This window comes from Peptidiphaga sp. (assembly GCF_057238965.1).
Map to the genome: position 1 here is coordinate 20,489 of NZ_DBHHEV010000005.1, position 12,933 is coordinate 33,421.

The 12,933-nt window shown below is 64.9% G+C and carries 8 protein-coding genes and 3 tRNA genes; 7 read left to right on the forward strand and 4 right to left on the reverse strand.

Going from position 1 to position 12,933, the window contains the following annotated elements:
• The coding region (locus tag ACO48X_RS01405; RefSeq protein WP_484999832.1) for a DEAD/DEAH box helicase at positions 1 to 2,746 on the reverse strand (2,746 nt) is incomplete at its 3' end.
• A gap of 103 nt (positions 2,747 to 2,849) precedes the next feature.
• Here ACO48X_RS01405 and ACO48X_RS01410 point away from each other — a divergent pair.
• Positions 2,850 to 2,921: transfer RNA gene (locus ACO48X_RS01410), tRNA-Lys, on the forward strand.
• A 61-nt stretch (positions 2,922 to 2,982) separates the two neighbouring features.
• On the opposite strand, the gene ACO48X_RS01415 is transcribed toward ACO48X_RS01410, so the two are convergent.
• Complete coding sequence (locus ACO48X_RS01415; protein WP_484999834.1) at positions 2,983 to 3,540, reverse strand: DUF4865 family protein; 558 nt, start codon at positions 3,538 to 3,540, stop codon at positions 2,983 to 2,985.
• Positions 3,541 to 3,610: 70 nt separating this feature from the next.
• Positions 3,611 to 4,177 carry a TetR/AcrR family transcriptional regulator gene (locus tag ACO48X_RS01420; RefSeq protein ID WP_484999837.1) on the reverse strand — a complete coding sequence of 189 codons (567 nt, stop codon included), beginning with the start codon at positions 4,175 to 4,177 and terminating at the stop codon, positions 3,611 to 3,613.
• Positions 4,178 to 4,357: 180 nt separating this feature from the next.
• On the opposite strand from ACO48X_RS01420, the gene ACO48X_RS01425 reads away from it, so the two are divergent.
• From ACO48X_RS01425 to ACO48X_RS01435, 3 genes are all read left to right on the forward strand, one after another.
• Positions 4,358 to 4,430 (forward strand) — tRNA-Lys (locus ACO48X_RS01425).
• Between the two features lie 250 nt (positions 4,431 to 4,680).
• Complete coding sequence (locus tag ACO48X_RS01430; RefSeq protein WP_484999839.1) at positions 4,681 to 5,604, forward strand: ATP-grasp domain-containing protein; 924 nt, start codon at positions 4,681 to 4,683, stop codon at positions 5,602 to 5,604.
• 191 nt (positions 5,605 to 5,795) lie between these two features.
• Positions 5,796 to 5,871, forward strand: a tRNA-His gene (locus ACO48X_RS01435).
• Positions 5,872 to 6,292: 421 nt separating this feature from the next.
• Here the strand turns inward: ACO48X_RS01435 and ACO48X_RS01440 are convergent.
• Positions 6,293 to 7,234, reverse strand: a complete 942-nt coding sequence (locus tag ACO48X_RS01440) for a hypothetical protein (protein ID WP_484999841.1) — start codon at positions 7,232 to 7,234, stop codon at positions 6,293 to 6,295.
• 380 nt (positions 7,235 to 7,614) lie between these two features.
• Here ACO48X_RS01440 and ACO48X_RS01445 point away from each other — a divergent pair, with 380 nt between their 5' ends.
• The 3 genes from ACO48X_RS01445 to ACO48X_RS01455 all read left to right on the forward strand — a co-directional run bounded on the left by ACO48X_RS01445 (position 7,615) and on the right by ACO48X_RS01455 (position 12,909).
• Positions 7,615 to 8,430: a TetR/AcrR family transcriptional regulator gene (locus tag ACO48X_RS01445; protein ID WP_484999843.1), complete on the forward strand. Its 816-nt coding sequence runs from the start codon at positions 7,615 to 7,617 to the stop codon at positions 8,428 to 8,430.
• A 61-nt stretch (positions 8,431 to 8,491) separates the two neighbouring features.
• On the forward strand, positions 8,492 to 10,135 hold the full coding sequence (locus ACO48X_RS01450; protein ID WP_484999889.1) for an MFS transporter: 1,644 nt from the start codon (positions 8,492 to 8,494) through the stop codon (positions 10,133 to 10,135).
• 353 nt (positions 10,136 to 10,488) lie between these two features.
• Complete coding sequence (locus ACO48X_RS01455; protein WP_484999845.1) at positions 10,489 to 12,909, forward strand: serine/threonine-protein kinase; 2,421 nt, start codon at positions 10,489 to 10,491, stop codon at positions 12,907 to 12,909.
• The last annotated feature ends 24 nt before the right edge of the window (positions 12,910 to 12,933 follow it).

A 12,933-nucleotide genomic window follows, 5' to 3' on the forward strand; every position in this document is an offset into this window, starting at 1 on the left:
CCTCGGCGACCTCGCGGGGCACGCCCGCTTCGGCGAGGTCTACGGCGTCGACCTGTTCTTGCACTCGGAAGAACTCGTTTCCGCGGGCGTGGGAGTCGATCCCGACGCTCTCGTAGACGTCGAAGTACGGATCGGTGGCGTCCATCCAGGCGTCGCCGTCCCATACGGGCCCCGCTTCGCGCTTTGAGGGCTTCGCCCGGCTTCCCTCGTCCCCTGTTTCGCTGCGTGCGTCCTGTGCTTTGCTGCGTGCGTCTCGTGCTTCGCTGCGTGTGGCCCCGGCCTCGCCGCACGCAGCGTCGGCCGCGCCGCCCTCGTCCCCAATTTGACTGTCGGCCTCCCCGAACCGGCTGGATTCCGCCCACGCGGGCTCGCCGTCGAGGCGGTCCAAGGAGTCGAGGTCCTCGAATTGAACGGCCTCGACCCTGCGAAACGCCGCGTTGCGGACCGCGGCCTTGAAGGCGTGGCGGTTGCGGGTAAAGGCGGCGGCGCCGTTCTCGTCCGCCCCGAAGGCGACCTCGTCGAGCCCGCCCTCGGCCTCGCCGGACATGCGGGCGGCCTCCTCGGGCGTCACCCTGCCGTCGGCGAGGGCCTCCCATTCGTCGAGGAGCGAGGAGTCGACCGAGCGAACGAGCGTCCCCAGCCACTGCGTGATCTCGTCGACCTCGTCCGTGCGGGCCTCGAGCGGCACGGTCTGCCGCAGGGCCTTGTAGACGTCCGAGAGGTAGCGCAAAAGCACGCCCTCGCTGCGCGCCAGGTCGTAGCGCGAGACGAACTCGGAGAACGTCTCGGCGTGCTCCACCATTTCCCGCACGATCGATTTCGGGGTGAGGTCGTAGCCGTCCACCCACGGATTCGTCTGACGGTAGACGGCCAAGGCCCCCTCCAAAAGCTCCGCGAGGGGCCGCGGCCACGTGATGGAGTCCGCCTCGGCCATCCGCTCCTCGTAGCCCATTCCGGCGGCCTTCATCCTTCCGATCGCCTCGCCGCGCGCCGCGCGCTCCTGCGCGTAGAGCACCTGCATCGGATTTTCCTGGACGGCCTCTACCACCGAGACGACGTCGAGCGGATAGTCGGGGGACTCGCGTTCGAGCAGGTCGAGGGCTGCGAGCGCGAAGGGGGCCAGAGGCGAGTTGAGGGCGAAGTCGCTCGGAACCTCGCGGGCGAAATCCACCGCGGATTCGCCGGGGTGGGCAGCCTGCCATTGGACGTCGTGGTGGACGAGGACCCCCGCCGAACGGAGCGTTTCGTAGATTTCGACCGCCCTTCTGATCAGGGGGTTCGACTCGGTTTTGGGCTCGTGGTTGTCTGTCAGCAGACGGACGGCGGCGGCCACCGAATCCCCGGGGCGTTGCAGAAGGTTGAGGATCATGGCGTGGTTGACGCGCATCTGCGAGGCCAGCTTTTCCGGCGTCGCGTTCTGAAGGTGCGCGAGCGTCTTCTCTCCCCACAGCACCACGCCTTCGGGGGCTTTCTTTCGAACGAGTTTCTTGAGTTTCTTGGGGTCCCCGGCGGCTTTTTCCAGGGCTTTCGCGTTCTCTATCTCGTACTCGGGGGCTTGGACGACGACGTCGCCCGCCGTGTCGAACCCGGCCCTGCCCGCCCGGCCCGCGATCTGGTGGAACTCGCGGGCCGAAAGGTGGCGTGAACGGGTTCCGTCGAACTTCGACAGCGACGTCAGGAGGACGGTTCGAATGGGGACGTTGATCCCGACGCCGAGGGTGTCCGTGCCGCAGACGACCTTGAGCCGTCCGGCTTGCGTGAGCCTTTCGACGAGCCGGCGGTAGCGGGGAAGCAGCCCTGCGTGGTGGACGCCGATGCCCGATCGCAGCAGTTTGGACAGCGTTTTTCCGAATCCGGGGCCGAAGCGGAAATCGCCGATCTCCTTGGCTATGAGCTCGCGCTCGGCCTTCGTCGTCAGATTGATCGGAAGCAGTGCCTGCGCCTGGCTGACGGCCTCCTTTTGTGAGAAGTGGACCACGTAGACGGGGGCGCGGTGGGTGTGGACGAGTTCGAGGACGACTTCGCCGAGGGGTTCGCGCGAGTAGGAGAACGCGAGGGGGACGGGGCGTTCGGCGCGGTCGACGACGGATGTGTTCCTGCCCGTGCGTTTGCTCAGGTCTTCCGCAAGGAAGGACGTGTCGCCCAGCGTGGCGGAGAGGAGGACGTGCTGGGTCGAGGCGAGCTCCAAGAGAGGGACCTGCCATGCCCACCCGCGCTGGGGATCGCCGTAGAAGTGGAATTCGTCGGCGACGAGCACGCCGATGCCCGCGGCGTCGCCCTCGCGCAATGCGATGTTTGCGACGATTTCCGCCGTTGCGCACACGATCGGCGCCCCGGCGTTGATGGATGAGTCGCCCGTGACCATGCCGACGTTGTGCGCGCCGAAGGCTGCGATGAGCTCGAAGAACTTTTCCGAGACGAGGGCTTTGAGCGGGGCCGTGTAGTAGGCGCTCCGCCCGTGTGCGAGGGCGGTGAAGATCGCCGCGAGCGCGACTATCGACTTGCCCGATCCCGTCGGCGTGGACACGATCAGGTTGTCGCCGGAAACCGCAGCCAGAAGAGCCTCTTCCTGGTGGGGATAGAGGGCGCGTCCCGTCGATTCGGCCCACTTCGAGAACTCCTCGTAGACGGCGTCGCCGTCGGGCGTGAATACGAAGGCGTCTTCGAGCCTGTCAAGCGCAAGGTTGAGGGCTGGGGCGTTGGGCTTTTCGTTCGTCACCCCACAAGATTGCCACAAGGCCGGCATTGGAACGGCAACGTCGGTTTCCCGCGGCCCCTGCGGCGACGGTGTCGCGCGCCACGGGATCGGCGTTTGCCTGCGCCGCGATCGGCGGGTAAAGTTGGAATCCGCACCGCTAGCTCAATGGTAGAGCAACTGACTCTTAATCAGTGGGTTCTGGGTTCGAGTCCCAGGCGGTGTACGGGTTTGGCCCGCAGTCGAAAGACTGCGGGCCTTTCGATTTTCTCGGGGGCCTTGTTCGGTCATGAGCCTTCCGAGACGTGAAGGACTTCGTAGACGGTCCGGCCTGCGTCGCTCTGTTCGCCGCGTGCGGCGCTCAGCTCGACCAAGACGAGGTTCCATGCGGTCACGTCGACGGCGGCGACTCGCGCGACGGTCTCGCCGTCCTCTTCCGAAAGGAATGCGGCCGAGAGCCTTTCGACGCAGGCCGAGGGGGCGACGTCGTCCGGAAGCGAGACGGTCTGAAAGGATAGGCTGCGGGCGTTCGCGTAGGAAGACGGGCCGCGAGCGATCCTGTGCACGGTCCAGTCTTGAATGGAATGGCGCCCGAAGTCCCGGACGATCGACGAGTAGCCAGGCTCGCCCCAGCAGAAACTGCGCATGCCGTCGGTGTCTCGCCACACATAAAAGGGGGCGTAGGCGTTCCGCGGGGCGCCCTCGGCCTTTTCTTGTATGAGGTAGGCCTTGAACTCGAGTCCGGGAAACCCGTCCATTAGATGGCCCGTCGCACGGACCCTCTTGCGAATGACGTCCATGTCGTAGTCGGCGGGCAAAGCGATCTGGTACTGCATTGCATACATCGGTTCTGTTCCTTCGTTGCTTGTGTTTCGGTCAATTGTGAGCCGACGTCGGCGAGGCGGCGCACGAAGCTCAGCCGCCGGCCTGTTGGCGTACGAGCGACGCCGCGCCGGCGACTGCGGCGTCGAAGGCCGCCGGATCCTGCCGGGCCCGCGCGAGCACATATCCGCCTTGGACGGTCGCGACGACCATCGAGGCGAGTTGCTCGGGATCCGTATCGGACTGGAATTCCCCGGTTTCGATCCCCTGGCGGACGACGTCGGCGAGAGCGCCGACGATCCACCCGAGAGCCTCGGCGACCGGGCGGAGAAGCTCCGGGGTTGCCAGCACGTCGGCGTCGTACGTCATGCGTCCCATGCGGCAGCCCCGCAGCGAATCTCGTTGCCGTTCGAGGTAGGAGATCACACGCTCGGCGGCCGTGCCGTCTGCGGCCAGAAGGGCCTCCGCCTCGGCGCGCATCGCCGCGGCGCTCTGCTCCAAGGCCGCGGCAGCCAGATCTCGCTTGCCCGAGAAGTGGTGGTACATGCTTCCCTGACCCACGTTGGCGCGGTTGAGGATTTCTTTGGAGCTGGGCGCCGCGTACCCGCGTTCCCACAGGAGGTCTTGCGCGACGTTCACCAGCCGGGTTCGAGCGTCCATGCAAAGATTGTACATAGTAGTCGGTACAGAAGGCAAACTGCGAAAGGAGCGAGGAGGGGCGCCGTGCTAGTCCGGTCGAGAGGCTTTCAGGCAGCCGGGCGGGCGGCGCGCCGCGGCGGAGCTAGATCACACGAGGACAGCTTGCGCGGCGGCGGGCGCCTGAGTAATCTAAATCCGCAAGCACTGCTAGCTCAATTGGCAGAGCAACTGACTCTTAATCAGTGGGTTCTGGGTTCGAGTCCCAGGCGGTGTACGAACAGGGCTCCGCAGCCGCAAGGCTGTGGAGCTTTTCGTTTTCCGGGACGACGTCGGATGCGACGAAGTGCGGCTCGCGATGCGATTGGCCGCCCGAGGCGTCGCAGCCCTTGGGCGCTCTTGGGCACGCGTTTTGGATGCCGCGTATGCGATTGGGCCGAATCTGTGCGGGTTTCACCCGAGGCTGGATCTGATCGACTTGAGCTTGGGCGTGATCCGCGCAATCGCCATCGGGTAAAGTTGGCTGCGTGTCTGATCCGATCGTGACCTTGGCAACGTGCGCCGAACTGCCAGACCTTGACGCCGACGAGCAGGCCCTCCCCGACGCTTTGCGCGAGCGCGGGCTCGAACCGAGGGTCTCCGTGTGGAACGACCCCGACGTCGACTGGTCGCAGGCTGGAACCGTCATCGTCCGCTCCGTGCGCGATTATGCGGCCCATCGCGAGGAGTTTCGCGCCTGGGCGCATTCCATCCCACGGATCCTCAACCAGGCGCAAGTCATGGACTGGAACTCAGACAAGCATTACTTGCGCGAGCTGGAGGCCCGAGGCCTGCCGGTCATTCCGACGGTGTGGCTCGAACCGGAGCAGAATCTGACGAAGCATCAGCTGCACACTCGGTTCCCCGCCTACGGGGATTTCGTCGTCAAGCCGGCCATCTCCTCGGGCGGGCGCGGGACCGGGAGGTATACGGCGATCGACCCGAACTCGCGCGGCGAGGCCATACGCCATGCGATGAGCGAGCTCGAAAACGGCCGCCCCGTCATGGTGCAGCGCTACCTCGACCAGATCGACCGATCGGGGGAGACCTCGCTCATCTACCTCAACGGGCTGGCTTCGTACCAGGTCGAGAAGGATCCGATGCTGCACCCCAGCTTCCGCTCCACCGAGGAGTTCCACGAGGAAGTGGTCCGCTCGGCCGCGACCAACTCCCAGGAGTGGCGTTGGGGCGAGCAGATCCGCGAGATCGTGCACGGCTACATCGTCGACACATGCGGCCGCGACGAGCTGCTCCTGTACAACCGCGTCGACATCGTCCGCGGCGGCCCCAAAGACGCCCACGAGTTCTACGTCCTCGAGGTCTCTCTCATCGACGGATCGCTCTACCTTTCGCAGAACCCCACGCACCTGAAGAAGTTCGCCGACGCCATAGCCATGCGCGTGCATTGGTGACGGCGCGTGCCAGCGCATCGCACTCGAGCGAGGTGGAGCGGCCCTCGAGCGACGTAAAGCGATGCGCCGTCGTCGGACAGTCTGTCGCGCTGCGGTGGCGCGGATCACCCGGAGGTGTTTCGTCACGACGCAGAAGCTAGGCTACACTTGAACGGTGCCTCAGGCGAGCGACCCTGCCTGGGGCACGTACGGTGGTTGTAGCTCAGTCGGTAGAGCACCTGGTTGTGGTCCAGGGGGTCGCGGGTTCGAGCCCCGTCATCCACCCCAAGTCGCTTCGGTTGGGTGCCCACCCCAAGTCAGTTGAGCCGAGATTTCCGGCTGAATGCGAGATTTTCGATTCCATCATCGCCTCGTCTTCCGCTATGACTCGGCTTCTACGCCTATTTTACGCGGTAAAGCTCGACGTTGACTTTTATTGCTGCATGACGAAGCGCGGCGGTATCCTTTGTCGCTGCTTGGCGAAACGCGGGGTCGGCCTTTGCTTTCGCTTGAAAAGCGCCGCCGTGCATTGCAAGGTCCAAAATTTGGCCCTTATATGGCACCAAGGTGTTTTTGATGTGCGATTCCGAGTTCGTCCGCGATTCTGAACTCGTGCGACGGCTGGTTTGTGTTGATTGTGTGCGCTTCTGGTCTCGCGCGTCGGCGAGTTCGTGTGCAACGGCGAACCGGCGAGCGTCGTTGGGCCCCGTCATTCGACGTCGGCGATGACTCCCGTTCTTGCCCACCGCCAAAGGGTGAAGGACTCCTGCGAGGAACACAGCCGCTTGATCGACCCGCGAGGGCCGTCGTCCCACACGCCCAGGCGAGACGTGAACTCGAAAGTTTCGTCCCTTCCATTGGCGTGGCGCAGGACGAAAGTGGTCTTGGCGTCTCCGTTCTTGTACGAGGGCCACTCCTTGAACTCCGTGCACACCACGCCGGTCTCGCCTTGCGGGCCCGCCTGCAGATCCAGCGCCAGTTCGACGTCGTTGACGGCCGCCTGCAATAAGAATATGGAGCCGAGGGCCGCGCCCAAGATCGCCGCCTTTTTCCCGAAAAGGGGAGCGCGGTTCATCAGGCGGCGCAGCCACGTCTGCCGCGGATCCTTGCGACTCGCCCACGCCCACGTCAACGCCAGGCACATGAGCCCCAGCCAGGGCCACACGTTCCACAAAAGCGCCCGAGCCCACATCTCCGTTGCGCCGAGCGGCTGCCCCCAATAGAACAGGTAGAGGGTGGTCGCCAGGAGGTAAAAGACGAAGCCGAGGGGGACTGCGCGCGTCGTGGCGGCGTCGATCAATGGAACCCAGTCCCGCTTCGGAGCGCCGATTCCCGCCCCTGCCTTTGCCGCCGCTCTCACGCCAATTCGCGTCCCCGCGCCGCTTTTGCCCGTTTCCCATGCGCCCGCGCCGGCCCCGGCCCAGGCGCCCTTGGTCGCGGCGTCCGCTGCCCCGGCGTCCGCTCGAGCCTCCTTGGCCTCCCTTCCGAAGCGGGTGCGGCGGGCCGTCCGGTCCGATTGAGAGCGGTTCCTCTCCATGAATTTCCCTTCTTTGCGTGCTCCTCGCATATCTCTGCCGTCTTCGTAGAGAACCGACGCCTCTATCGCGGTGGCCTGCGTGTACGCCGTGATGGGTCGAGAATATCGGCGCACTCGCTTCCTTTTCCATTGAAAACGTGGGGAGCGCTCATCGGTTTGTCCGCCGGCCCGAGGCCTTCGAGGGCTGCGCGTCGCCGGGGCAGACGCGCCGACGGCGAGCGGCGGCCGGCGTCGGCCGTTTCCGCCGGACGATTCCCTGCTATGCCTGACGTCTCAGCTTCGGCTCTGGAATTCTCGAGTTCTGTGCCAATGGTGTACATTTTGTACATGTACAGAACGTACACTTAAAGTGTGTGCGAAAGGCGTTCCCGAATCGCGTGGAAATAGCTTCCAAGGGGCGGAAGGCGCTCCCCAAAGAACGGGAAGGCTTCCTTGAAGGGCCGTGCGTTCGCCTAAAACAAGGCGTTCGCTCGAAGAATGAGAGGTGTGGGCCGATGAGAGGCAACGGTGAGCCGCGATCCGCGCGGGCTCAAGCTTCCAAAGCGGAAGCCAAGGCGCGGGAGGCGGGAGGCGAGAGGAAACGCGAGCTCGCCCAAGAGGAAAGCTCCGCGAAAGAGCGAGGGCCCGTGGGGGAGCGGCTCGATCGGCTCTGCTCGCTCACGTCGCGAAAGCGCGACCCCGAAGCGCGGCGCCGCGCGATTCTCAACGCCGCAATCGACGTGATAGTCGAGAAGGGCGCCGCCGCGCTCACCCACCGGGCTGTCGCTGTCCGCGCGGGAGTTTCTCTGGGATCGACCACCAAGTACTTCTCATCCATCGAGGACCTGCGAGAAAGCGCGATGGACGCTCTGGTCAGGGAGATGGACGCCGGCGTCGACGCTTTCGAATCGGAGCTTGAAGCGTGTGACGACGTCGAAAGCTACTGCATCGAGCTCGCTTGCGAGTATTTGCAGGACGTTCGGCAGGTCAGGGCCGATGTCGCCCTGCTCAACGCCGGCGCCCGGGACGACGGGCTGCGCGAGATCGCGCTGCGCAACCCGGACCGGCTCATCGCCGTCCTCGCCCCTCATTTCGGCGCGGAGTGCGCAATGGCCCTCGAGCTGTGCCTCGAAGGCGCCCTCGTCCACTCGGCGCTGAGAAGCACGCCCATAGACAAAGAGGTGATCGAGCGAATCTTCCGGGCGATCTTGTCCGCGCCGTGGCCCGGACAGCAGAGGCGCGCGAACGGCGGGCGCTCCGAAGGCGGCAACCGAACGGCAGATCAGAACGAAGGCCATGAAGGAGAAACGAACAATGGCAAGAAAAGTTGAGCGACTGCAAGGAACGACCGACGAAGGGGCCCGGTCGACGACCGACCAAGGCGCACGGTCAATGACCCAGGAAGGCGCACGGTCAACGACCCAGGAAGGCGCACGGTCAACGACTGACGAAGGCACACGGTCGACCAAAGCCGAGGACGCGCGGCCGAAGACAGAAGACGGCCCCGCGCCGGCACAGCCGCTGTCCGCAGCCCGCCGGTGGCTGGCCACGGCCGTGCTCAGCGCGAGCGTTCTGGTCATAACCATGGACATGACGATTTTGAACATCGCGCTTCCTGACCTGGCCAAGGACCTCAAGCCGAGCGCCACCCAGCAGCTGTGGATCGTCGACGTCTACTCGCTGGTGCTCGCAGGCCTTCTCATATCTTGGGCGGCAGTCGGAGACCGTTGGGGCCGCAAACGCATGCTCATGCTCGGCTACACCATTTTCGGAGTGGCCTCCCTCCTGGTCTTTTTCGCCGACTCTCCGGGCGTTGTGATTGCCGTGCGCGCATTCCTGGGCGTGGGCGGCGCGATGATCATGCCCACCACGCTGTCGCTCATCCGCGTCATCTTCACGAACGCGAAAGAGCGGGCGACGGCGCTGAGCATCTGGGCGGCCGTCTCCGGTTTGGGGTCTGCCATCGGCCCCCTGCTGGGAGGGTACCTGCTCGAACACTTCTCGTGGCATTCGGCCTTCCTCGTCAACGTGCCGCTCATGGCCGCCGGCGTGATCGCGGGGATGCTTCTGCTTCCCGAATCTCGCGTTGAGAAACCGGGGAAGCTCGACCCGCTTGCGGTCCTCCTCTCGCTCGTCGGCATGACGCTGCTGGTGTGGTCGATCAAAGAGTTCGGCGACAAAGCCAGCCTGCTCCTGCCCGCGCCATGGATCGCCTTCGCGATCGCCGCCGTCGCCCTCGGGGCGTTCGCCCGCCGATGCCTCCAAAGCGACGAGCCCCTCCTCGACCTCGCCCTCTTCCGCAATCGGCAGTTTTCCGCCGGCATCCTCGCGGCGCTGGGCACCACGTTCTCGCTTCTGGCCGCGATCCTCCTCATCTCGCAGTGGCTCCAGCTGGTGCAGGGAGACACCCCGGTGCAGGCGGGGATCCACCTTATCCCCGCGGCAGCGGCGGGGGCGGTGGCGTCCATCGCGGCGCCGCCGCTCAGCAAGGTGTTCGGGGCGCGGGCCGTTCTCGCCGGCGGGCTTGCCGTGGCAGGCCTCGGCATGGTCTACGTGGGGCTTCAGGGAGCCGGCCTCAGCGTGGCTGCGGTGACGGCGGCCCTCGTCCTCGTCGGCTCGGGAGCGGGGACCCTCGCCATCGCGTCCGCCATGGTCATGGGCGGCTCGCCCGAAGATCGAGCGGGCAACGCCGGGGCGCTGGAAGAGACCTCCTATGAGCTTGGCGGCGTCATGGGCGTGGCCGTTCTGGGCAGCGTCTCGGCCCTCGTGTACAAGGCCGAGGTCGTCGCAGACCCGCTTTTCGCCGAGCTTCGGGAGCACAGCGCCGACGTCGCAGACCAAGCCAAAGAATCGCTCGGGGCGGCGGTGACGATAGCGAACGAGGCCAATATTCCCGAGCTCGCCGAGCGCGCGGGAGCGGCTTTCACGCGGTCCTTCGAGGTGACAGGGGCAGTGGGCGGGGTGCTGATGATCGCCGTCGCCGCCGTGGTCTTCTTCCTCACACCGAAAGGAACGAAGATCACGGGAGGCCACTGATTGCAGGCGGAAGGCCGCTGACTGCACGCGGAAGGCCGCTGACCGCAGGCGGAAGGCCGTTGGCTGCACGTGGGAGGCCGCTGGCCGCCGAGGAACGCCCGTGCCAAAGATGAAGGGCGGCACATCTGCGAGGGTGCGCAATGACGAGGTTGACTCGTCAACTGACGGAAGTTCCTTGCAGAACATGGGCAGGCCCTAAGAAAGATGAGAGTCCGAGGGTGTGGAAGGGCGACATGGCTCACGTGTGGCCCTTCCGCACTCGCTTGTGGCGCCTCCGCACCGCTGGCACACTACGAATAGGGGTTCAAAACCTGTAGATTTATACTGTCATGTGTCGAGAATCTGGAGGGTACATGCGTCGGCTTGGAAGCAGATACATCCTCGATGAGCGCATTGGGAAGGGCGCCCAAGGAGAGGTGTGGATCGGTCGTGCTTCCAGCGAGAGCTCTCAAGACGCCGTGCCCGAGATCTACGCCTTCAAAATCCTTCGGACCGATCTCGCCGAGGAGCCAGGCTTCGTCGAGCGCTTCATCAAGGAGCGGTCGACCCTTTTGCGCGTGTCCTCGCCTTACGTCATCGGCGTCCACGACTTCGTCGTCGAAGGGACGACGCTCGCGTTGGTCATGGACTACGTCCCGGGCGGCGACCTGCGCGGATACCTCAAAGAATCGGGGCCGCTGCCGCCCGCGGAAGCCGCGCAACTCGGCGCTTCGGTCGCCGAAGGGCTGAGCGCCGTCCACAGCGCAGGCATCCTTCACCGCGACGTCAAGCCCGCCAACATCCTGCTCGACTTTTCGACGACGCCGATGACCCCGCGCGTCGTCGACTTCGGAATCGCCCGCATCATCGACGTCGCGGGCGCGAGCCACCTCACGGGCGTCATCGGCACCCCGCTGTACATGTCCCCGGAAGTCCTCTCGGGCGAGGTCCCGGGAACGCAGGCCGACATTTACTCCCTCGGCGTCGTCCTGTATGAAGTCGTTTGCGGCGTGACGCCCTTCGTCGGCAGCATTTCGGAGCTGCTCGGGCAGCACATGCACCGCACGCCCGGGCGTCCCGCGGGCGTGCCCGACCGAATGTGGGGCCTCATCGCCTCCATGCTCGTCAAGACTCCGGAAAAGAGGCCGACGGCGACCGACGTCGCACGCGAGCTCCGCGCAATGGCCTCCGAGTTGGAAAACGTCCCGGCGGCGCCGAAGATCGCGAAGCCGCCGCCGTCCACGCCCTCGACGGAGCTTGCCGACGGGGGCGTATCTCCGACGGCGGGGCACTACCCGCAGGCGGCTTTCGCCTCCGCATCGCAGCATTTTTCAGCTTCCAGCCCGACTTCTTACATTCCCAATCGCTCCTCTCAATCGGCGTCTGAGGCTGCCTCCTCCTACGCGGGGCCTTACACCGGCCCGTACTCGCGCACGCAGACGGGGGCCTACGGCTCGCAAACTCAGACGGGCGCTTACGGCTCGCAGACCTTTCCGTTCACTCCGCAGACCGCTGGAGACTCCCGAGGCCCAAGGCGTTCGGGCCGGCGCAAGAAGTGGAGCAAAGGGACGGTCGCCCTCGTGTCCCTGCTCGCCGTGGCCTTGGTCGGCGCGGGTGTGTGGGGCATCCGCATGCTGACGCGCGAGGAGAAGACGCCGGAGTGGTACGTCGCGAATTTGCCAGCGGGCAAGAAGTTCGTCGAAGAGCACCGTATCTCTAAGGCATACAAAGTGGCGGTCTCTCCCGACCGGAGCCTGGTCGCCGCCAACGTCGTGAGCGATTGGACGCTCTACAGCCTGAGCGGAACGGGAACCTCGAAGATCGCAAAGAAAAGCTGTTACGACAACAAGTCGGGATTCTGGAACAATTCCTCGTTCCTCTGCCACACAGGCAGCTCGGCGACGGTCATTCGTTCCAACGGAAACATCTACAGGCCGCCGGGCCCAAGCTCCCACAACCTCGTCGGCACGGACGGCGAGATCACAGTCATGATCGCTGACAACAGCTCGGGCGACCTCGTCGGCATCGACTCCTCTGGGAAGGAAGCCTGGCGCGCGTTGGGGAAGTACAGCGAGGCCATCGTTCAGAACGGCTTCATTCTCTCCTATGACAACGAAAAGAAATCCTTGCGCATACTTTCCGTCGCCTCGGGCGAAGTGTTGAAATCTGTGGACGCCGAAGACGATTTCGAGTCGTTCAGCGACAATCCGCATCCGCTCGGCTTTGGAATCGACGCCGGAACCAAGGCGTTTTACCGGATCGAAAGCGGTTCCTACACGATCTGGGACGAGAAGGGCGAGCGCAAATTCGGCGGCAAAGCGAAAGTGACCACGAACAACTGGGTCATATCCTCTCCGAACGTCTCGCCCGAAGCCCTCAAGGAGCTGTTCGAGGCGTCGCCCGCCACCGAGGCGGTCAATATCCGAGGCGAAAGCGACATCAGGGTGGCGAAGGTGGACGGCGCCAAATGCCGGATTGAGATCGACGGCGTCCGTTTCAAGGTCCCGAAAGTGAACGATCAGAGCAGGTGCTACGTCGACATTCTGGGGCTCAGCGGCGACGACGACACATTGCTGCTAGAGTCTTCCAACGCCTCCGACGAGAGAAGGCGTTGGAAGACCGGAACGGTCGCCAGCGACAACGAGGGAAAGGGCAAGGTCGTCGCCTACTCTCTTTCCAACGGAAACGAGCTGTGGAGGGCGGACGGATCGTTCGTCGCCCTGCTCGGCGGGAATCGCATGGCCATCCGGCCAAACGGCGACGAGATCATCCTTGGCACCGTCAGGGACGAATGACGTTCTAGACGCCGAGGCCTGTTG